Consider the following 18,945-nt stretch of genomic DNA (forward strand, 5'->3'; position numbering starts at 1 on the left):
TTCCATGACTACGATCCCGCTCGTAGACCTGCACGCGCAGTATCTATCTATGAAGGACGAGATCGATGCCGCGATTGCGGAGGTGATCGGCGCCTCGGCCTTCATCCGCAGTCCGCATGTCGACCGGTTCGAGGCGGAGTTCGCCGCTGCGATCGGCGCGCGCCTGTGTGTCTCCTGCGCCAACGGGACGGACGCGCTTTACATCGCGATGTCCGCGCTCGGACTACGGAGTGGCGAGGAGGTGATCGTTCCCGCCATGTCGTGGATATCCACAAGCGAGACGGTCACGCAGGCCGGCGGCCGGGTGGTCTTCTGTGAAATCGACCCTGAGACGCACACGCTCGACCCTGAGAGGTTGGCCGATGTTATCACCTCACGCACCGTCGGGATCATCCCGGTGCATCTTTATGGCCATCCGGCGCGAATGGACCGTATCATGGAGATTGCATCCACGCACGGCCTGTGGGTGCTGGAAGATTGCGCCCAGGCACATCTCGCCGAGTTCCGGGGGCGCAAGGTGGGAACATTCGGCGTCGCTGGCACTTTCTCCTTCTACCCGGGCAAAAACCTCGGGGCGATGGGCGATGCCGGCGGGATCGTCACTAACGACGCGGCGCTCGCCGAGCGGATGGCGATGTTCGCGCGCCATGGCGGGCTAAAGAAGCATGATCACCAGATCGAAGGCATCAACAGCCGTCTCGACGGGCTGCAGGCCGCTATCCTGAACGTAAAACTCGCGCATCTGCCTTCTTGGACGGAGCGCAGGCACAGCCTGGCCGAGCGTTACGGCCAGTCCCTGGCTGGTTCGGCAGGGATTACCCTGCCGGTCGGGTCGGAATGGGCGAAACACGTCTGGCATGTTTACCAGATACGCGTTGCAGATCGGGACGAGCTGATGCAGCGCCTGAAAGCTCAGGGTATACAAACCGGCGTGAACTACCCTAACGCCCTGCCGTTTCTGCCCTGCTATGCCCACCACGGCCATGGTCCCGATGACTTTCCAATAGCCTATGCCCTGGGCAAACAGACGCTGTCGCTTCCGATCTATCCGGAAATGACCGAGGCGCAGCAGGCGGCCGTTGTAGAATCGCTGCGTCAATCGCTTCCGAAAGTCTGATCCCCGAGGGCTGTCATGATTCCATTGTTTATTGGAGGCACCGGACGGAGCGGCACAACCATTCTTAGGAAGGGTCTTGCCCAGCGTCCTGATTTTGTCGCCTTCAGAAGTGAACTACGAATTATTGTGGATCCGGATGGTGTGATTGATCTTGCGTCCTCACTTGATGAAAATTGGTCTCCTTACAAGGCGGACATCGCCTTGCACAGGTTTCGCACACTTCTATCTAGGGTGAAAAAGACGAACATTGCGAAGCGCGCTCTGCGGAAGACGCTCTACAAAGCGAGAATATCGCCGCCAGAATATCTAGCGCTCAGCCTAGAGGATGATCTTCAGGCAGGTACCCTAGTCGATACTTTTTCTCCAGTGTTGCAACACTTGAGCTATGGAGAGGCAAAAGGGGGCTGGATAGGAAGTCCTGCTGGCCAGATACCACCAAGGATATTCGAGAGCGTACGAGTTCCGAAAAGCGTTTCGTTGCCGTTGCTCGCGTCAGCGGTGCATTCACTATTCGAACAGCTTCCTGGCGCTGCCAAAGCTACCGCTTTTGTCGAGGACACACCTTTCAATATTCTTCACGCTCACGAACTTTTCCAGTTGTTTCCGGACATGCTCCTTGTACACGTCCATCGCGATCCGCGCGACGTTGTCGCCTCCTATCTGGGCAAGGATTGGGGTGGCAATGATGTTGAGATGACTGCGCGGCGAATACGCGCCGTGCTGGACCGGTGGGCCGAAATTCGTAGGACGCTGCCCAACGATCGCGTTATTGAGATTGCGCTTGAAGATCTTGCAGCGAAGCCGAAAGAAACGCTAAGCCCACTTATGAAAACTTTAATGCTCGATGAAATCGAAGATTTTCCGATAAGCGTTGAAGGGGCAAATATTGGGCGCTGGCGCCGGTCGATGACGAAAGGTGAGATCCGGGTCCTTGACCAGATTTTCCCGGAACATGCTGACGGAAATTCGTATGGGTCGCGTGGAAAGCTGCAGCACGGATGAGATTACTAGGTCTGAGAACTGCTACCCGACTTTTTTGATGCTAACTTTCTTTCCGCAGCCAGGTTGAAGTTGGAAAGCTCATTCGTTCGCTATGTCGGCATACTCGTGGGCGGAACTGTTCTGTCGCGGCTTATCATGGCCTTGTCGCTCCCTGTCCTTACCCGGATCTACTCGCCGGAAGATTTCGACTTTCTTGCAGTTTACATGGCAGTGTTGATGCTGCTCACGGCGATATCGAATCTTCGACTGGGCCGTACTGTTCCACTGCCGGCCAACGACGCCGAGGCGGCCAATCTGCTGACACTGGCCCTGCTTGCAGCGGTGGCTTTCGGCGTCCTGCTGGCCGTCCCGGTCATTGCCGCACCGGACACCGTAACCGGAATTCTCGGGCAAGAGCGGTTCCTGCCCTTCCTTTGGATGATCCCCGTTGGTGTCACGCTCGCTGGCGGGTATCAGGCCCTTCAATTCTGGGCGTCGCGCAAGCGTCGTTTCGGGCTGGTGGCGCGCACGCGCGTCGCGCGGGCGGTTGGCGGTGCGGGCACGCAATTGGGTCTTGGTGCGGCCGGGATCGCACCCTTCGGCCTGCTTCTGGGACATATGATCTACAGCGGTCTCGGATCGCTCAGCCTGGCGCGTGACCTGCTGCGCCAGGACCGCATCGCGCTGGCGGCGGTGTCCCCGGCAGCGATGTGGCGCGCTCTCAGCGCCTATAGACGGTTCCCGATCTGGTCCGTGCCCGAGGCGCTCGCGAATTCCGCCGGGGTTCAGGTGCCGGTGATCCTGATCGCCGCGGCGGCGGCCGGGCCCGAGGCGGGGTACCTCGCGCTGGCGATGCAGGTCATGGCGATTCCAATGGCGCTCGTCGGCCAGTCGGTCGCGCAGGTCTTCATCGCCGAAGCCCCCGAGCGGCTGCGTCAGGGCACGCTGCCGGCCTTCACCCGGCGCACCAGCCTGACGCTGTTCAAGCTGGGCGCGGCGGTGCTGATCCCGGTGGGGCTCCTGTCACCGCTGGTGTTCCCGCCGCTTTTCGGCCCGGGGTGGGGGCGCGCCGGAGAGATCGTGCTCTGGATGACGCCATGGCACATCCTGCAGTTCACGGCCTCGCCGGTCTCGTCGGTGCTGCACGTCATCGGACGGCTTCGGACGGCCCTCGTCCTGCAAGTCTTCGGGGCGCTGCTGCGGATCGGTGCGGTCGCCATCACAGCGGCGCTGGCCACGGGATGGATCAGCGAGGTCTATGCCTTGTCGGGGGCTGTGTTTTATGGTTTTTACCTCATTGTCGTCACGATGCTGGTCCGCAGAGTATAGCGATGACATCCATTTTCATGACGCCCAATGACTTAAACGCAACGGCAATCGTGAGATGTACGGATATGGAAAAGTAATGTCTCAGGACGGAATGCCAGTCATTGATCCGGCTCCGAACACCTCGCCGACTGTCAGCATACTCACGCCTGCCTTCAACGAGGCCCGGCATTTGGGCGCTTGCATGGCGTCCGTGCAGGCGCAGTCATTTCCGGATTTTGAGCACATCATCGTTGATGATAACTCCACCGACGACACGCTCATCATTGCGAAGAAAGCTTCCGATGAAAGAACACGAGTGCTGAAGAACCCCCGCAAGGGTAAGCTGTCAGCATTCAAGCATGCGTACCGGAACTCCAAAGGTCGCTTTATCGTACTCTTGGCGGGAGATGACCAGTTGCCGCCGGACTCGCTAGAAAAGCGGGTAGAGAGCATGCGTGGCATTGATCCTTTGGCTGAAGCGGCAGTGGCACGTGGCCACCTTAAATCATTCTCTGATGATCCGAAGTTCGAAGGGCTTGTCATCCCGAAACATAACAAGGGTTATTTTTCCGGCGGAACGATTATCATGTCCAGGCGTTTCGCGGATTTGGCTTTTGACCTCCCCGACGACCTACCCAACGAGGATTCGTGGATTCGATTGTGCGCCGAGCACCTTGACTGTATCGTGAGGCCTAGCCCTGGCGTTTCACTGTTGTATAGAATTCATTCAGCCAACAGCTCGGCTAGCCGCGGCGATTTCGAGACAGCCGCAACCGGTTACTCGAAGCGAGAGAAGGTTGGCCAAGCATTCTTGAAAAAGCACCACTCTGATATATCGGATTTCTCCAGATCGCGCATAAGGGCAAAGTTGAATCTTGAAGAGGTGCGCGAAAACGGCTCACTCGTTGATGTCTTGATGACAAAGAATGTTTTCTTTTCTGAGAAGCTTCGTGCTCTGATGTTTCGTTACAGAGCTCTGTATGAGATGAGAAACATGTTTTGGCGTTGGATTGTTGGTTGGCGGTCTTGACTCGAGGAGAGAGTTCTTGTTGACGTTCGTATTACTGCTTGCAATTGTGATGCTCTACGCGATGTTATTCCGTGTCGCAGGTGGGCGTTCAATTGTCTTCATTGCGGCGATTCTGCAAGCGACTTTCTACATTCCGATCCTTTTTCTGGTAGATGTGAATGACCACTTAGAACTCAAGTTCCTTCTTGTTCACCAGACTTTCTTCATCTCCTTCCTGAGCTTCGCCATTCTATTTTCCGCGAAACTCAGCGACAGCCAGTTCTCAACTCCGCAAATACTTTTAGACAAGCGGCGGTATTTTATATGGAACGCCTTCTACTTCACAGTTTCCATAATTGTATCGGGCGCGTTTTTCATGGCGACAGGTGGTTTGATTTTCTCGAGAATTGCTTTTGTAGATGATGTTGCAGGCCTGAGGCTGTCGTTTTATGCCTCGGGGGATTCTGGGGCTGGTTACGTAAATCAATTTCGAAACATTTTGCTGCCGGTCACAATCGGAGCGATTTCTTTTTTTCTGGACAGAAAGCTTAGACTGTTCTTTTTAATTTTCGCGATTCCTGCTGCCTTGGTGCTCCTAACCGGGACCGGCCAGCGCTTCCCTCTGGTCTTTGCAGCAACTTATGCTTTCGTGACATTTGTCGTCTTAAGGGGTGTCAGGCTCAATTTCCGAGTTATTTTTCTAAGTGTAATGTTTCTCTTTGTCTTCGGATACCTATCTTCCCTACTTGGACGGGCTGATGCCTCCTTTCTGTCTTCGGTTGTGCACATTATAGAAAGGGTATTTTCTGTAAATCAATCGTCGAATATTGCGACGTTTTTCTACCTGGATCAGAGAGGCATGGTTTACGGGAAGGACTGGGTTGAGGATTTGGTCGGGATCAGCCCCTTCGCGAGGCCAAGCACGATCGCTAACGAGCTTTTTTCTGTTCTTTACGGCTCTTCTCGTGGAAGTTCTCCGCCCTCTTTGGCGTCTTCGGCCTTTTACAACTTCCATGCATTCGGACTTTTTTTGATCCCAGCACTTTTAGCGTTTTCGCTCGCATGGATTGCTCGGAAGCTGCACGGTAAGGTAATACACGCCAGCAAGTTCTTGGCATTGATTTTTTTGGGATTGGTTATCGGCAGCTGGACCACGGGGGGTATAAACACGCTGTTAAATCGAGGGTTCTTAGCTATACTCCTTTACCTATTTTCTCTCCGTCTGGTGCTACATACTCGCGCCCCATCACAGAAGGGACGACAGCATCGTGAGCGGAGCGTTTCCGGGTAGAGCAAAGGTGCTCTGACCTGTAAGGACGCGCGAGGCCGTAAAGAACACTTTACACAGACCAACGTCTCTCAGGGAACTGAAAGCTGGATAAAAACGGAGTAGCGATAGTGACCATCCCCCAAACCGTTCTCATCACAGGCGGCACCGGGTCGTTCGGCAAGACCATGCTGCGCGACCTGGTCGGGCGGGGTTGCGCCGAGGTCCGCGTGCTCAGCCGTGACGAGGAGAAGCAGGACGCCCTGCGCAACGAGCTTCGCGACGACAGGGTGCGGTTCTATGTCGGCGACGTTCGCGACCGCGATGCCGTAGAGCGCGCCATGCAGGGCGTCGGGTGCGTGTTCCATGCCGCGGCGCTCAAGCAGGTGCCGTCGTGCGAGTTCTTCCCCCACGAGGCGGTGCGCACCAACATCGTCGGATCGGAAAACGTGCTGCGCGCCGCCGTGGCCGCCGGGGTGCGCGGTGTCGTCTGCCTGTCGACCGACAAGGCGGTGTTCCCGATCAACGCCATGGGCATGTCCAAGGCGCTGATGGAGAAGACGGCGCAGGCCGCCGCGCGCGATCTGGGCCCCGACGCCCGGACCACCATTTCCTGCGTGCGCTACGGCAACGTGATGTATTCGCGCGGCTCGGCGATCCCGCTTTTCGTGCGCCAGATCCGGCAGGGCAATCCGATCACGATCACCGAACCCACGATGACGCGCTTCCTGATGCCGCTTCGTGACAGTGTCGCATTGGTCAATTACGCGCTGACCAACGCCCGGCAGGGTGACCTGTTTGTCAAGAAGGCCCCTGCCAGCACGATCGCGGTGCTTGTCGAGGCGCTGAAGGACTTGTTCGATGTGCCAGATCACCCGACCGAGACCATCGGCTGGCGCCACGCCGAAAAGCTTTACGAGACGCTGGCCAGCGCCGAGGAACTGGCCCATTCCGAGGACATGGGCGACTATTACCGCATCGTGCTTGACCAAAGAAACCTGAACTACAAGGCGTATTTCAGCGAAGGGGAACAAGAGATCGTCCACCAAGAGGAATATCACTCGCACAACACCGAGCGGCTGGATGTGGCCGGGGTGAAGGAGCTGCTGCTGACCCTGCCCGAGATCCGTGCCGAGCTGGAAAGCCGGAACGGAGCGCGCTGATGCGGATCGCCATAACCGGAGCGGCCGGGCTGATCGGCTGGCATGCCCATGCCCGTCTTCATGCCGCGAACTGTGCCGCCCGTTTCAAGGGCGAGCCGGCCCCCTTCGATATCGTCGCGCTCGGGCATGCCGCGTTCGAGGACGATACGGAACTGGCCGCGGCGCTGGCGGGCGCCCGGGCCGTGCTGCACTTTGCCGGCGTCAACCGCGCGCCGGATGACGAGGTTGAAGCGGCCAACCCCGCCATTGCCACGCGATTGTCCGAAGCCTGTCGTGCCGCCGGGGAAACGCCGCACATCGTTTATGCCAACTCGACCCATGCCGCGAGCAACACGCCCTATGGCCGCTCGAAACGCCGCGCCGGTGAAATCCTGTCAAAGACGCCCGGGGGGTACACCAACCTGGTCCTGCCGCACATCTTCGGCGAAGGCGCGCGGCCCTTCTACAACAACGTCACGGCCACGCTGATCGCGAAGATCCTTGCCAATGAGACGCCCAGCATCAACCCTGACGGACGCGTGCAATTGCTGCATGCCGGGGCCGCGGCGCAGGCGGCGATCGACGCTGTCGTCTCCGGCACCACGGGGCGGCTCGAACCCGCGCCGCGGCCGATCTCCGTCCCCGATCTTTTCGAGACGCTGAAGGGCTTTCACGACAGCTATCAGCAAAACATCTACCCCGATCTTTCCGCCCCCTTCTTCAGGGATCTGTTCAACGCCTATCGGGCCGCCACCTATCCCGGCGGCTGGCCGCGCCCCCTGCGGCTGAACACCGATCCGCGCGGCGCGCTCTTCGAGGCGGTCAAGGGCGGTGGCGGCGGGCAGACATTCCTGTCGACCACGAAACCGGGCATCACCCGCGGCGACCATTTCCACCTGGACAAGGTCGAGCGGTTCCTTGTCGTGCAGGGCGAGGCGGTCATCCGCATCCGCAAGGTGCTTTCAGACGAGGCCTGGGAATACCGGGTCTCGGGCGACGCGCCGGCGCCCGTGGACATGCCAACCCTGCACACACATTCGATCGAGAATATCGGCGATGGTGATCTGCTCACCCTCTTCTGGACGCACGATCTGTTCGATCCGGCCAATCCCGACACATTTGCGGATCAGGTATTGAAATGACGAAACTCAAGGTGATGACGATCCTCGGCACCCGGCCCGAGATCATTCGGCTCAGCCGGGTCATGGCGCGGCTGGACCGCTACACCGATCATGTCATCGTGCATACCGGGCAAAACTATGATTACGAGCTGAACGAGGTGTTTTTCGAAGACCTTGGCGTGCGCAAACCCGACCATTTCCTCGGCGCGGGCGGCGGCAGCCTGGGCGAGACCCTTGGGGGGATACTCGCGCAGACCGAGAAGGTGCTGGCAGAGGTAAAACCCGAGGCCGTGGTGATCCTCGGCGATACCAACTCGGCGATTTCGGCCATCATGGCGCGACGCATGAAGATCCCGGTCTATCACATGGAGGCCGGCAATCGGTCCTTCGATCGGAACGTGCCCGAGGAAACGAACCGTCGGCTGGTTGACCACATCGCTGATTTCAACCTGGTCTACACCGAACATGCCCGCCGGCACCTGCTGTCCGAGGGGCTGGAACACCGGCGTATCAACGTCACCGGCAGCCCGATGCGCGAGGTGCTCGACCACTACCGTCCGCGGATAGAGTCCTCTGACGTTCTCGAAAGGCTCGGGCTGACGGCGCGGGAATACTTCATCGTCTCGCTGCATCGCGAGGAAAACGTTGATAGCCCGGCGCGGCTGACGATCCTGGTCGAGACACTCAACGAGATTGCCGAAACCTACGGCTATCCGGTGATCGTCTCGACCCACCCGCGGACGCGCAAGCGGCTCGAAGCGCTTGGGCTGGCGTTTCACGCCAATGTGCAGGATGCCAAGCCGTTCGGGTTTCACGATTACAATCACATGCAAATGCACGCGTTCTGCGCCATATCCGACAGCGGCACGATCGCCGAAGAGGCGTCGATCCTCGGCTTCCCGGCGATCACGCCCCGCGATGCCATCGAACGGCCCGAGGGCATCGACGTCGGCTGCCTGATCATGACCGGGCTGGATAGCGGCACGATCCTGTCGGGTATCGAGGCGATCACGCAAGGCTTCGCCGAACGCGCGGCGGCAGGCGTAGCGCAGCCAGTGCCGGCGGACTATTGCATCACCAATACCGCCGAGCGGGTGGTCAACCTGGTGCTGGGCACGGCACGGCTGTCGAACGCATGGGATGGGATCAGGGACTGATGACCCGCCTCGATTTTGCGGTCAAACGCGGCTTTGACATCACTGTCGCGGCAGCGGGGCTTGCCGTTCTCTGGCCGGTAATCGCCGTGACCTGGGTGCTGGCGGGCCTTGACACCGGTGCCAGCGGTTTCTTTCGTCAGGAACGGGTCGGTCGTGACGGAAAGATTTTCAGGGTCGTGAAGCTGCGCACGATGCGCCCTGTCGGGGGCACCTCGGTAACCATGGCGGGAGACCCGAGGATTACGCCACTGGGAGCCAAGCTTCGCCGCTACAAGCTTGATGAACTCCCCCAGCTCTGGAACGTGCTGATCGGCAACATGTCCTTTGTCGGCCCGCGACCCGACGTGCCCGGTTTCATGGACAAGCTAGAAGGTGCCGAACGCGAGCTATTGAAGCTTCGCCCCGGAATCACCGGGCCTGCGACCCTGAAATACAGAAACGAGGAAGAGATCCTCGCCAGTGTCGAAAACCCCGAACGATTTAATTCCGAGATCATCTGGCCTGACAAAGTGCATTTAAATATGGATTATATGCGCACCTGGAGTTTGAGAAACGACATTTCATTTATTTTGCGAACCATTTTCGGATGACAGACAATAACGATCATCCGCTTCCCTTCACCCCCCTGATTATCATCGGTGCCGGGCGTTCGGGTACGAATGCGCTGCGTGACGCTTTGACGCGGCTGCCCGGCTTCGCGACGTGGCCCTGCGACGAGATCAACCCGATCTGGCGACACGGCAACCTGGACTGGCCGAATGACGAGATCCCGCCCGAACGGGCAACGCCCACGGTGCGCCGGTCGATCCGAAGGGCGTTCCGGCGCATCTGGCGGCAACGGGGGCAACCGGATTTCGTCGTCGAGAAGACATGCGCCAACGCACTGCGTGTGTCCTTCGTCGATGCGGTTTTGCCCGAGGCACGGTATATCCACATCGTGCGCAACGGGTTCGATATCGTTGCTTCTGCGAGGAAACGCTGGCGTGGCGAACTGGAAGTCCCCGGCCTGCCTTATTATCTTGCCAAGGCGCGCTATGCGCCGTTATCCGACCTGCCGCGCTACGCGGTCTCTGCGCTGCGCAACAGGTTGGCAATCAAGCTGGGCCGGAAGGAGCATTTCGATTCCTGGGGGCCGCGTTTTGCCGGGCTTGAAGCCCTGTCGGACGCTCCCCTCGATGAAATCGTTGCAAGGCAATGGGCGGCCTGTGTCAATGCCAGCGACGCGGCCTTTGCGCAGACCGCCACATCGCGGGTACTAGAGCTGCGCTACGAGGATCTCACAACCGATCCGGCTGCCAACCTGGCGGGGATCACAAGTTGGCTCGACGCACCGCTTGACGAAGGTGTTGTACGCGCCGCGGCCGCACAGGTCTGGGCGACCTCGGTCGGCAAAGGACAGGTTGTCGCCCGGACGTTATCCCCTGAGTGTCTGATCGAAAATGAGTTGAGTGAATTCAGCAGGTTATGATTCTGTTCGATTGCAACATTGAACGGAGATCATGATGGCCTGGACCGAATTCACCCGCCCGCGATATGAGCGCAATACAGCGCGATATTCAAGTGATGTAACGGACGAAGAATGGGCGGTTGTGTCCCGGCTGTTGCCCGGCCCCAACCCGCTTGGTCGCCCGCGCGAGGTTGATCTTCGGGGTGTCTGGGATGCGATCCAGTACATTGCCGCGGCGGGATGCGCGTGGTCGCTTTTGCCGAAGGATTTCCCGCCCGTCTCGACGGTGCGGTACTATTTCTATCTCTGGCGCGACAGCGGTCTGCTGGCCGAGATCAACCGGTCGCTGGTTTCCCTGGCCCGCGAAAGGGACGGCCGGCAGGATATGCCCACGGCGGGGGTGATTGACAGCCAGAGTGTGAAAACCACTGAAAACACGGCTCTTTCCGGCTATGACGCGGGCAAGCGGATCAAGGGTAGAAAACGCCACATCATAACCGACACCTGTGGCAACCTGATTGCTCTGTGCGTCCACCCGGCCAACATTCAGGACCGCGACGGCGCGCCAGCGGTGTTCGCCCGGCTCCGGCGGGAGGCTCCGAAACTGCGCCATGTCTTCGCCGATGGCGGCTATGCCGGGCCGAAGCTGCGCCGGGCTCTGGCCGACATCGGGCGCTGGACAATCGAGATCGTCAAACGGTCCGATACCGCGCAAGGCTTCGAGGTTTTGCCCCGCAGATGGGTCGTCGAGCGCTCCTTCGCCTGGCTGGGAAAATGCCGCAGGCTGGCGAAGGATTGGGAAAAGACCATCGAAAGCGCCGAAGCATGGATCCTCATCTCGCATATCAGGCGAATGACCCGCCATCTCGCAAGAGCCTGAAAAACATCAGGTCATTTTGAATCGGACACTGAAATCAAAGCTGTGCTCGAAGCGCCCTTGCGGGCTCATGGGTATTCGCAAAAGGAGTAGACGCATGCGCATTTGGCTCTCACGCCCCCATATGTCCGGTTCCGAGCAGTCCTATGTCGCGCAGACCTTTGAAAACAACTTTGTCGCGCCAGTGGGGCCACAGCTCGATGCGTTCGAGACATCAGTGGCTGATTTCCTCGGCGGTGACATGCACTGCGTCGCCCTGTCGTCCGGATCGACGGCGCTGCATCTGGCGCTGCGGCTGGTTGGGGTCGAAGCAGGCGACGAAGTCTGGATATCCTCGATGACCTTTGCCGGGGGAATTTTCCCCGTGCTCTACATGGGCGCGACGCCGGTGTTTTTTGATCTTGATCCGGCAAGCTGGACTGTCGATGTGGGGCTGCTCGGCGAGGAACTGGCGAAAGCCGCGAAGGCCGGGAAACTGCCCAAGGCCATCGTACCAACTGACCTTTATGGCCAGAGCGTCGACCTCGACCCGCTTGAGGACCTTGCGCGGGACTACGGTATCAAACTCGTGGTCGATTCCGCCGAAAGCCTGGGCGCAGCCTACAAGCACGGGCGCAAATGCGGCACCGGGGGGGACGCGTCGATCCTGTCGTTCAACGGCAACAAGATCATCACCACCTCGGGCGGTGGGATGCTGGTATCCCGGTCGAAAAAGATCGCAGATGGTGCGCGATTCCTAGCGACCCAAGCGCGTGATCCAGCTCCGCATTATGAGCATTCGACTTTCGGTTACAATTACCGCCTCTCAAATGTTTGCGCCGCGATCGGCATCGGCCAGATGGAAGTGCTGGAAGACCGTGTCGCGACACGCCGCTCGATCAACCAGCGTTATCGCGCGGCGCTGGATCGGCCCGGCATCCGTTTCATGCCTGAACCTGCGGGCTATCATTCTTCGCAATGGCTGACCGTCATTTCGGTCGATCCCGACCAAACCGGCGTCTGCCGCGAAGACATCCGCTTAATGCTCATGGAGCATCAAATCGAATCCCGGCCGGTTTGGAAGCCGATGCATATGCAGCCACTTTTCAAGGGCGCGCAGTATGTTGGCTCCGGGGTCGATGAAAATTTGTTCGAAACCGGGCTTTGCCTGCCATCGGGCAGTGACATGACCGCCGGTCAACAGGATGAGGTGGTAGGTCGTTTCCGGCGTCTGTTGGAAGGCGCATAATAACATGAAGGTTTTGCTCACCCATCGTTTCTTCTGGCCAGACACTGCGCCTTACGCGGTGATGCTGCGCGCGATTGGCAATGCCCTGGCAGACGCTGGTCACAAGGTTCACGTTCTGTCCTCGATGCCGTCCTACCGGTCCGAAACGCGCCCCACGGACACCCCGCGGCGCGAGACGCTCGGCGCGCTGGAAGTGAAGCGGATCCGGGTCCTCGCAGACGAAAAGCGCAATCCGCTTCGTCGGCTCACCAATGTGTTGCTCTATTGTTGGGCGCTGTTCGTGAACGTGCTGCGTCTGCGACCCGATGTTGTCGCCGCGTCGACCTTCCCCCCGGTCGCGGCGGCTTGGTCGGCCAGCTTTGCGGCGCGGTTGGTCGGGTCGAAATTCGTCTACCACATGCAGGACATCCATCCGGAGGTTTCCATTTACTCCGGTGGACGTCTTGGGCGCGGGCTACCGATGCGTCTCATGCGCTGGCTGGACAATCAGACTCTCCGCCGATCAAGCGCAATCGTCGTTCTTTCGCAGGACATGGCCGACACTCTGGCGCAGCGGCAACTGGGGCCATTGCCAATACACGTGGTCAACAATTTCTCGCTCGACTTGTCCGGCGAAACCGAAGAGCCGCCGGAGGAACTGCGCAAAGCCCCGGGACGCCGCCGAGTGATCTTTGCCGGCAATCTCGGACGGTTTCAGAACCTGCCGCAAATGACCGAGGCCGTGTCGCGGCTGTTCGCCGATTTCCCTGATCTTGAGCTATTCTTTCTGGGTAGCGGCACCGCACTACCGGAGTTGAAACGCCGCTGGGGCGATCACCCGCAAATCGGCTTCGGGCCATTCTTGCCGTTTTCGCAGGCCAAATCGTTGATCGCGGAAGCCGATGTCGGTCTGGTGTCGTTGGAAAAGAACCTCTTTCGCGTTGCCTATCCTTCAAAGATCGCGAGCTATCTGTCATTGGGTGTGCCGGTTTTGGCCTTGGTCGAACCGCATAGTGCTATCGCGACGCAGATTGTCGACGAAAACTTGGGCGCCACCGCTCCTGCCGATGACCCTGAGGCCGTGGCGAAGGCGTTGCGGCAGCTGTTGCAGGGGGGCGCACATGCACCGCGCCCGCATTTTCTGCGTTCTTGGGTTCAGCGCGAGGCCGTTGCGGAGGAGCTCTTGCCCCACTGGATTGACTTGATTCACCGCCTAGAGCCCGCGCCCGACCCTAGCCTTTGACGAGACGTGGGAGTCGTACGGCGCACATCAGACAACACGAAACGTGACTTCGGCCATCACCGAATCGAAGTGCATAAGTGCCAAAGCCCAGAAACCCCGCCTCACGCGCCGCCGCCTCGACAGCTGCCAGGTGGTAGCGCGTGACGGTCCTGAAGTCTCGCTGTAACGGGTGCACGGGGTGCACAGTGCAAGACGGCTGCCGTCATGCCTTCTATAGGTACTACGTCGAAGGCCGGCCTGAAAACCTCACAACCGAATGGGATCGCGACCGGATCGTCGAGGAAATCAAGGCACGCGGTGTGCTCTGTTTCGAGGGAAGCTGCTCGGAGGTCTATCTCGAAAAGGCGTTCGAGGGGACCGGCTGGCAGCCCAAAGAGCGGTTGCCGGTCGCTCGTGAACTCGGTGAGACGAGTCTCATGTTTCTGGTTCATCCGACCTTGTCGAAAGAAGAGGTGGCCAAGACCAGGCAGGCCATTGGCGAGATCCTGTCGCAAGCGGGCAACGGATAGGTCACCAATACGCTACCAATAATCTCCTCATGCCTATTCATTGGGCTCGGCCGTCTTCAGGTAAAGCGACAACGATTAACCTGTTTTCAGCCGCACGCCTACCATGATCGCGACGGTATCCAAGTCCATTTGCAGCTGGTATCGTGTGTCATCAACGGTGCTCAGATACAAAGTCGAAGTAAACCGCGTCAGGGTTTTCCCTAATCAACTTCAAGAAAATCTGTTGCGCCTCATCAAAGCTGTCGAAAAATTTTTCCATCAGCGTAGCATAAACGCTTTCGTGAACGTCGCCCTGAAGAACCGAGACAACAAGCATCTTGTCCTGTGCCGCACTCTGGTAACTCGCAACGTCTGGGTTCAGGCGAGCAAGCTGCTCTGCTGATGCCAGGTCAATGCGGATGTTTTGCGTGTAATAATCTTTCAGTAGCTCGAACATTGATCGATTTCGGCAGTTCGCAGAACTCTGGTTTGGCAGGAGGATACTCAAATTGGTATGGACATACCATAGAAATGATTGTCCGCAAGCTTTGGATCAAAAGCGCCGCGCAGGCCAAGGAACCATAAAACCAATAAAGGGATTGGTTAACCTCATTCACTGCTTTACGTTGTGTGCGTTGTGGTTCTAGCCTTGGCGAACATCAAACTTGCAACTAGAGCTCTTTGGATCGTATTTCGTGCTGAACTATATCAAACTCTTTTCTTCTTTGAGCCGGCGGTCCAAGGTTCTGATCCAACTCGCAATGGACGCGGTTTTGATCGTGCTTTCATTTCTTTTGGCGATGTTGTTTCGTCTCGAGAAAGCAGCTTTCATTAACGATGCCGAGGTTTGGGTTGCGTTCATCATCTCGGTTGTTGCCGCACTCGTCGCGTTTCGCTTCTTCGGGCTTTATCGCGCGCTGGTGCGTTACATTACCGGGAAAGTTTTTTTCATCGTTGCAAAAGGGGCAATAGTTGCAGCCGTTATACTCTATCTTGCGGGCCTTGTTTTCGAGGCCAATTTGCCGCGATCTGTCCCAATCATTTTTTGCGTTTTCACGTGCCTCTCGGTCGGCGGATTACGCTTTCTTGTACGTAGTGTGTTCCGCAAACCCAGTCACCTGACCAAGAAGCCTGTTATCATTTTTGGTGCGGGAGAGGCCGGGCTTCAGCTATTGAACTCTTTGTTCCACGGTCGTGAATACGCGCCGGTGGCATTGGTAGACGATGATTCAAATCTACATCACTTGGCGGTTGGCGGTCTCAAGGTGTTGGCTCCGGATCAAATCCCACGGCTCATCAGGCAGACAGGTGCCGAGGTAGTTCTCCTTGCAGCACCCAACATGAGCCGCACACGTCGACGTGAAATCTTGACCGATTTTGAAGACCTGCAAATCGAGATCAAAACGATTCCGAGCATGTCAGAAATCATCAGCGGGAAAGCAAGTATTTCAGAACTGCGAACGGTGTCTGCAGAAGATTTGCTCGGCCGGGATCCTGTTGCCCCTGATCCGGATCTGCTTGCAAAGGACATAGCTGACCAGGTGGTTATGGTCACCGGGGCAGGTGGGTCAATCGGAAGTGAACTCTGCCGGCAAATACTGGATCAAAAACCAGCTACTCTTATCCTCTATGAAATAGCAGAGTTTTCGCTCTACTCCATTGAGGATGAGCTGTCCGCGAAGGTCAAGCGGTTGCAGTATCCGACAAGGGTCATTCCCATATTGGGGTCTGTTCAGCCTGTGCGCCGAATGGAGCAAGCAATCAAGGCGTTCAAGGTGCAAACAATCTACCATGCTGCTGCCTACAAGCATGTTCCGCTTGTAGAAGAAAACGTGGTGGAGGGCATTCGCAACAACGTGTTTGGAACGCTTTCGATCTCAACTGCCGCAAAGAAACTTGGCGTACAGAACTTCATTCTTGTTTCCACGGACAAGGCCGTACGACCAACGAATGTCATGGGGGCAACGAAGCGGATTGCGGAACTCATTTGTCAGGCCAGTGCGCAAGAAATGTCGCCCACGGTCTTTTCCATGGTTCGATTCGGTAACGTTCTGGGATCTTCAGGATCGGTTATCCCCCGGTTTCGTAGGCAAATCGAGAGCGGTGGCCCGGTTACTGTCACAGACAGGAACATAAATCGCTACTTCATGACCATCTCCGAAGCCTCTCAGTTGGTGATCCAGGCGGGTGCAATGGGCAAGGGCGGCGACGTTTTCGTGCTCGACATGGGTGCGCCCGTCAAAATCCTGGATTTGGCGATCACTATGGTTAAGCTTCACGGATTGACACCTTACATGGTGGACGATCCTGATCAGGTTTTACCTGGCGAGGGTGATATTCCTATATGCATCACCGGATTGCGGAAAGGTGAAAAGCTCTATGAAGAGCTCTTGATCGGAAACAACCCATCCCCGACGCTTCATCCGCGTATCATGACGGCTTCAGAAGTCTCCTTGCCAATGGAAGACCTCATGGCAATGCTGGACCGTTTGCTTGCTGCTTGCGAAAGCTTTGATTTGCCGGCCATCTTGGCAATTCTCCACGAATTGCCCTTGAATTATGCCCCGCTCGGTGGGGACATATCTGATTTGCTTTGGAGCGCTCAGCAGGACAGGATTGTAAGTCAAGAAAGCTTGACGGAGTAGGACGTACGCTCTTGAGGACGGCGCAAGATGAAGAACGGAGCATGGGAGGCGCGCTCTTTTCCCGCTTGCTCCACACATATTTTCTCGCGACGCGCGGTTTGACCATCGGGGTTCGGGCTATCGTTCAATCTGATGACGGTAGCTTCCTACTGGTGCGGCATACTTATACGCCAGGCTGGCACTTTCCGGGCGGCGGTGTGGAAAAGGGCGAAGCGGTCGAACGTGCTTTGCGCAATGAACTGTGGGTAGTGTCCAGAGTCTTTCGCACTTTCATCATGCGACGACGGCTCCTTGGGTTTGCTCCGCGAATAGCGGGGTCATGTTCATGTACTTCCGTGTCGACCACTGGGTTCCAGCGATGTGACGCAGACGGGCGGCGGCGAGGTTCAGGCAGGATTTACCGTCCGGGAAGGCGCCGACGACTTTCGTGCGCCGCCTGATCTCGCGCATGATCCGTTCCAGCGGGTTGTTGGTTCTTAGCTTGATCCAGTGGCTGTCTGGAAAGCCGTAATAGGTCAGCGTCTCGTGGCCGCTCTCTTCCAACAGCTCTGCCGCTTTCACCAATCTCATGGCGCGCAAATCGGCGATCACCGCCTGCATCTTCTCGGCCGCCGCCTTGCGGTCCTCCTGGGCGTGGATCGCCTTCAGCATTTTGCTGATATCCCGGACCTTGCCCGACGGCACCAGGCTGAAGACGTTGCGGTAGAAATGAACGACACAGCGCTGCCATTGGGTGTCCGGCAGGACCTCGGTGGCGCTCTCCACCAGCCCCCGGCAGGCGTCGGATACGATCAGCTGCACGCCCGAGAGCCCGCGATCCACCAGATGGCGCAGGAAGGCCGACCAGCCGGACTTGTCCTCCTTGGGGCCTTCCATGATGCCCAGGATCTCTCGGTAACCGTCGGCGGTGACGCCGATGGCCACCAGCAGCGACACGTTGCGCACCTCACCGGCCCAACTGCGCTTCATGACAATGCCATCGAGGAAGACATACGGGTGGTCGCCCTCGATTTTCCGGTGCCGCCAGTCGTCGATCTTGGCGTAGATCTTCTTGTTCAGGTTCGAGACCGTGCCGGGGCTCACCCGCGTGCCCCAGAGCGCCTCGGTGATGTCTTCCACTCGGCGCACCGAGACGCCCGCCAGATACATCTCGATCAGCGCCTCCTCGACCGAGCTTTCCCGGCGCTGGTAGCGCTCGATGATCGCCGTCTCGAAGGTCTGCCGGCGCAGCTTCGGCACCTTGAGCTTCACCGATCCGGCCTTCGTCTCCAGCGAACGCTCGTAACTGCCCGCCCGCGTGTCCTTGCGGCCTTCGCTCCGCTCATACCGGCCGGCCCCGCACAGCCGGTCCGCCTCGGCATCGAGCATCGCATTCAGCGCTTCCTCCACCGTGCCACGCACCATCTCGCCAAGGTGGTCGCGAATGCGCGCCTCGTCGATCTGTATCACTTGCCCCATCGCATTGGGCTTCTCGTTCTCGTCCATTCTCAGCTCCTCTCAGCCAGTCTGAAAGGAACCGCCATCCAAATCAAATGTGCGAAAGACTCTGTACGTTATCGAACTGTGTCAGGAAACAGGTTTGGAACTTCGTGGCAAGCCCACGCTTCTCGGCGTGTTCCACAATTGTTCAATCAGCAAACGGGATCATGTGCTTGCCTATCTTTGCGAAGTTGAAGGTGACATGCCCGACAAACCACCGAGCATGGAAATAGCGGAATTCGGTTTTTTTGACTTGAACAGCCTGCCAAAGGGGACTGACCCTGGTACCGAACGACGAATGCGAGAGATCGTCGAAGGCGTCGAGCATACTGAATGCTGGTGAGTGATTCCTGCTCCAGATGATTATCGGTCGAGAGGTCGAGCATCGTGTGCTAAGATCAGACATTGTGCTCAGCATGTTCGAGGTAGCGCGACAGGATATTCACCGTCTTCCAGC

At 58.0% G+C, this 18,945-nt stretch carries 18 protein-coding genes and 1 pseudogene; 17 read left to right on the forward strand and 2 right to left on the reverse strand.

All coding sequences use genetic code 11. The annotated features are described in order from the left end of the window. The first annotated feature begins 4 nt into the window (after window positions 1-4). The 14 genes from ACO07J_RS02940 to ACO07J_RS03005 all read left to right on the forward strand — a co-directional run bounded on the left by ACO07J_RS02940 (window position 5) and on the right by ACO07J_RS03005 (window position 14,385). Complete coding sequence (locus ACO07J_RS02940; RefSeq protein WP_422026146.1) at window positions 5-1,117, forward strand: DegT/DnrJ/EryC1/StrS family aminotransferase; 1,113 nt, start codon at window positions 5-7, stop codon at window positions 1,115-1,117. A gap of 15 nt (window positions 1,118-1,132) precedes the next feature. Next, on the forward strand, window positions 1,133-2,119 hold the full coding sequence (locus tag ACO07J_RS02945) for a sulfotransferase family protein (protein ID WP_422026148.1): 987 nt from the start codon (window positions 1,133-1,135) through the stop codon (window positions 2,117-2,119). Window positions 2,120-2,254: 135 nt separating this feature from the next. Further along, the gene (locus ACO07J_RS02950; RefSeq protein WP_422026150.1) at window positions 2,255-3,427 is read left to right on the forward strand and encodes a lipopolysaccharide biosynthesis protein; all 1,173 of its coding nucleotides are present in this window, start codon (window positions 2,255-2,257) and stop codon (window positions 3,425-3,427) included. Between the two features lie 76 nt (window positions 3,428-3,503). Then, entirely contained in the window at window positions 3,504-4,436 is a 933-nt protein-coding gene (locus ACO07J_RS02955; protein WP_422026152.1) for a glycosyltransferase family 2 protein, read from the forward strand. Window positions 4,437-4,452: 16 nt separating this feature from the next. Continuing rightward, a complete protein-coding gene (locus ACO07J_RS02960) occupies window positions 4,453-5,706 on the forward strand; it encodes an O-antigen polymerase (RefSeq protein ID WP_422026154.1) in 1,254 nt (417 codons plus the stop codon). Between the two features lie 107 nt (window positions 5,707-5,813). Beyond that, on the forward strand, window positions 5,814-6,845 hold the full coding sequence (locus tag ACO07J_RS02965; protein ID WP_422026156.1) for an SDR family NAD(P)-dependent oxidoreductase: 1,032 nt from the start codon (window positions 5,814-5,816) through the stop codon (window positions 6,843-6,845). Further along, window positions 6,845-7,966, forward strand: a complete 1,122-nt coding sequence (locus ACO07J_RS02970) for an NAD-dependent epimerase/dehydratase family protein (RefSeq protein ID WP_422026158.1) — start codon at window positions 6,845-6,847, stop codon at window positions 7,964-7,966. The genes ACO07J_RS02965 and ACO07J_RS02970 overlap by 1 nt, the downstream gene beginning before the upstream one ends. After that, complete coding sequence (gene wecB, locus ACO07J_RS02975) at window positions 7,963-9,102, forward strand: non-hydrolyzing UDP-N-acetylglucosamine 2-epimerase (protein WP_422026159.1); 1,140 nt, start codon at window positions 7,963-7,965, stop codon at window positions 9,100-9,102. The genes ACO07J_RS02970 and wecB overlap by 4 nt, the downstream gene beginning before the upstream one ends. Beyond that, the gene (locus tag ACO07J_RS02980; protein ID WP_422026161.1) at window positions 9,102-9,692 is read left to right on the forward strand and encodes a sugar transferase; all 591 of its coding nucleotides are present in this window, start codon (window positions 9,102-9,104) and stop codon (window positions 9,690-9,692) included. The genes wecB and ACO07J_RS02980 overlap by 1 nt, the downstream gene beginning before the upstream one ends. Continuing rightward, window positions 9,689-10,570 carry a sulfotransferase family protein gene (locus tag ACO07J_RS02985; protein ID WP_422026163.1) on the forward strand — a complete coding sequence of 294 codons (882 nt, stop codon included), beginning with the start codon at window positions 9,689-9,691 and terminating at the stop codon, window positions 10,568-10,570. The genes ACO07J_RS02980 and ACO07J_RS02985 overlap by 4 nt, the downstream gene beginning before the upstream one ends. A 34-nt stretch (window positions 10,571-10,604) precedes the next feature. Beyond that, window positions 10,605-11,429 carry an IS5 family transposase gene (locus ACO07J_RS02990; protein WP_422026165.1) on the forward strand — a complete coding sequence of 275 codons (825 nt, stop codon included), beginning with the start codon at window positions 10,605-10,607 and terminating at the stop codon, window positions 11,427-11,429. Window positions 11,430-11,523: 94 nt separating this feature from the next. Next, entirely contained in the window at window positions 11,524-12,654 is a 1,131-nt protein-coding gene (locus ACO07J_RS02995) for a DegT/DnrJ/EryC1/StrS family aminotransferase (RefSeq protein ID WP_422026166.1), read from the forward strand. Window positions 12,655-12,658: 4 nt separating this feature from the next. Next, a complete protein-coding gene (locus ACO07J_RS03000) occupies window positions 12,659-13,876 on the forward strand; it encodes a glycosyltransferase family 4 protein (RefSeq protein ID WP_422026168.1) in 1,218 nt (405 codons plus the stop codon). Between the two features lie 185 nt (window positions 13,877-14,061). Continuing rightward, on the forward strand, window positions 14,062-14,385 hold the full coding sequence (locus ACO07J_RS03005; RefSeq protein ID WP_422026170.1) for a hypothetical protein: 324 nt from the start codon (window positions 14,062-14,064) through the stop codon (window positions 14,383-14,385). A 151-nt stretch (window positions 14,386-14,536) separates the two neighbouring features. Here the strand turns inward: ACO07J_RS03005 and ACO07J_RS03010 are convergent, their stop codons facing one another. Next, window positions 14,537-14,821: a hypothetical protein gene (locus tag ACO07J_RS03010; protein ID WP_422026172.1), complete on the reverse strand. Its 285-nt coding sequence runs from the start codon at window positions 14,819-14,821 to the stop codon at window positions 14,537-14,539. A gap of 238 nt (window positions 14,822-15,059) precedes the next feature. Here ACO07J_RS03010 and ACO07J_RS03015 point away from each other — a divergent pair, with 238 nt between their 5' ends. Both ACO07J_RS03015 and ACO07J_RS03020 read left to right on the forward strand, forming a co-directional pair. Then, window positions 15,060-17,009, forward strand: a complete 1,950-nt coding sequence (locus ACO07J_RS03015) for a polysaccharide biosynthesis protein (protein WP_422026174.1) — start codon at window positions 15,060-15,062, stop codon at window positions 17,007-17,009. A 41-nt stretch (window positions 17,010-17,050) separates the two neighbouring features. Further along, window positions 17,051-17,242: pseudogene (locus tag ACO07J_RS03020) on the forward strand (NUDIX domain-containing protein); the annotation flags it as partial. 40 nt (window positions 17,243-17,282) lie between these two features. Here the strand turns inward: ACO07J_RS03020 and ACO07J_RS03025 are convergent. Further along, a complete protein-coding gene (locus ACO07J_RS03025) occupies window positions 17,283-18,467 on the reverse strand; it encodes an IS256 family transposase (protein ID WP_177208397.1) in 1,185 nt (394 codons plus the stop codon). 121 nt (window positions 18,468-18,588) lie between these two features. On the opposite strand from ACO07J_RS03025, the gene ACO07J_RS03030 reads away from it, so the two are divergent. Then, a complete protein-coding gene (locus tag ACO07J_RS03030; RefSeq protein WP_422026176.1) occupies window positions 18,589-18,831 on the forward strand; it encodes a hypothetical protein in 243 nt (80 codons plus the stop codon). Window positions 18,832-18,945: the final 114 nt, after the last annotated feature.

Source organism: Roseovarius sp., assembly GCF_965228755.1.
Taxonomy (GTDB): domain Bacteria; phylum Pseudomonadota; class Alphaproteobacteria; order Rhodobacterales; family Rhodobacteraceae; genus Roseovarius.

Excerpts from the sequence above, each read along its gene's own strand:
- ACO07J_RS02940 (WP_422026146.1), top strand. The coding sequence starts at position 5 with ATGACTACGATCCCGCTCGTAGACCTGCACGCGCAGTATCTATCTATG.
- ACO07J_RS02945 (WP_422026148.1), top strand. The coding sequence starts at position 1,133 with ATGATTCCATTGTTTATTGGAGGCACCGGACGGAGCGGCACAACCATT.
- ACO07J_RS02950 (WP_422026150.1), top strand. The coding sequence starts at position 2,255 with ATGGCCTTGTCGCTCCCTGTCCTTACCCGGATCTACTCGCCGGAAGAT.
- ACO07J_RS02955 (WP_422026152.1), top strand. The coding sequence starts at position 3,504 with ATGTCTCAGGACGGAATGCCAGTCATTGATCCGGCTCCGAACACCTCG.
- ACO07J_RS02970 (WP_422026158.1), top strand. The coding sequence starts at position 6,845 with ATGCGGATCGCCATAACCGGAGCGGCCGGGCTGATCGGCTGGCATGCC.
- wecB (WP_422026159.1), top strand. The coding sequence starts at position 7,963 with ATGACGAAACTCAAGGTGATGACGATCCTCGGCACCCGGCCCGAGATC.
- ACO07J_RS02980 (WP_422026161.1), top strand. The coding sequence starts at position 9,102 with ATGACCCGCCTCGATTTTGCGGTCAAACGCGGCTTTGACATCACTGTC.
- ACO07J_RS02985 (WP_422026163.1), top strand. The coding sequence starts at position 9,689 with ATGACAGACAATAACGATCATCCGCTTCCCTTCACCCCCCTGATTATC.
- ACO07J_RS02990 (WP_422026165.1), top strand. The coding sequence starts at position 10,605 with ATGGCCTGGACCGAATTCACCCGCCCGCGATATGAGCGCAATACAGCG.
- ACO07J_RS02995 (WP_422026166.1), top strand. The coding sequence starts at position 11,524 with ATGCGCATTTGGCTCTCACGCCCCCATATGTCCGGTTCCGAGCAGTCC.
- ACO07J_RS03000 (WP_422026168.1), top strand. The coding sequence starts at position 12,659 with ATGAAGGTTTTGCTCACCCATCGTTTCTTCTGGCCAGACACTGCGCCT.
- ACO07J_RS03010 (WP_422026172.1), bottom strand. The coding sequence starts at position 14,821 with ATGTTCGAGCTACTGAAAGATTATTACACGCAAAACATCCGCATTGAC.
- ACO07J_RS03025 (WP_177208397.1), bottom strand. The coding sequence starts at position 18,467 with ATGGGGCAAGTGATACAGATCGACGAGGCGCGCATTCGCGACCACCTT.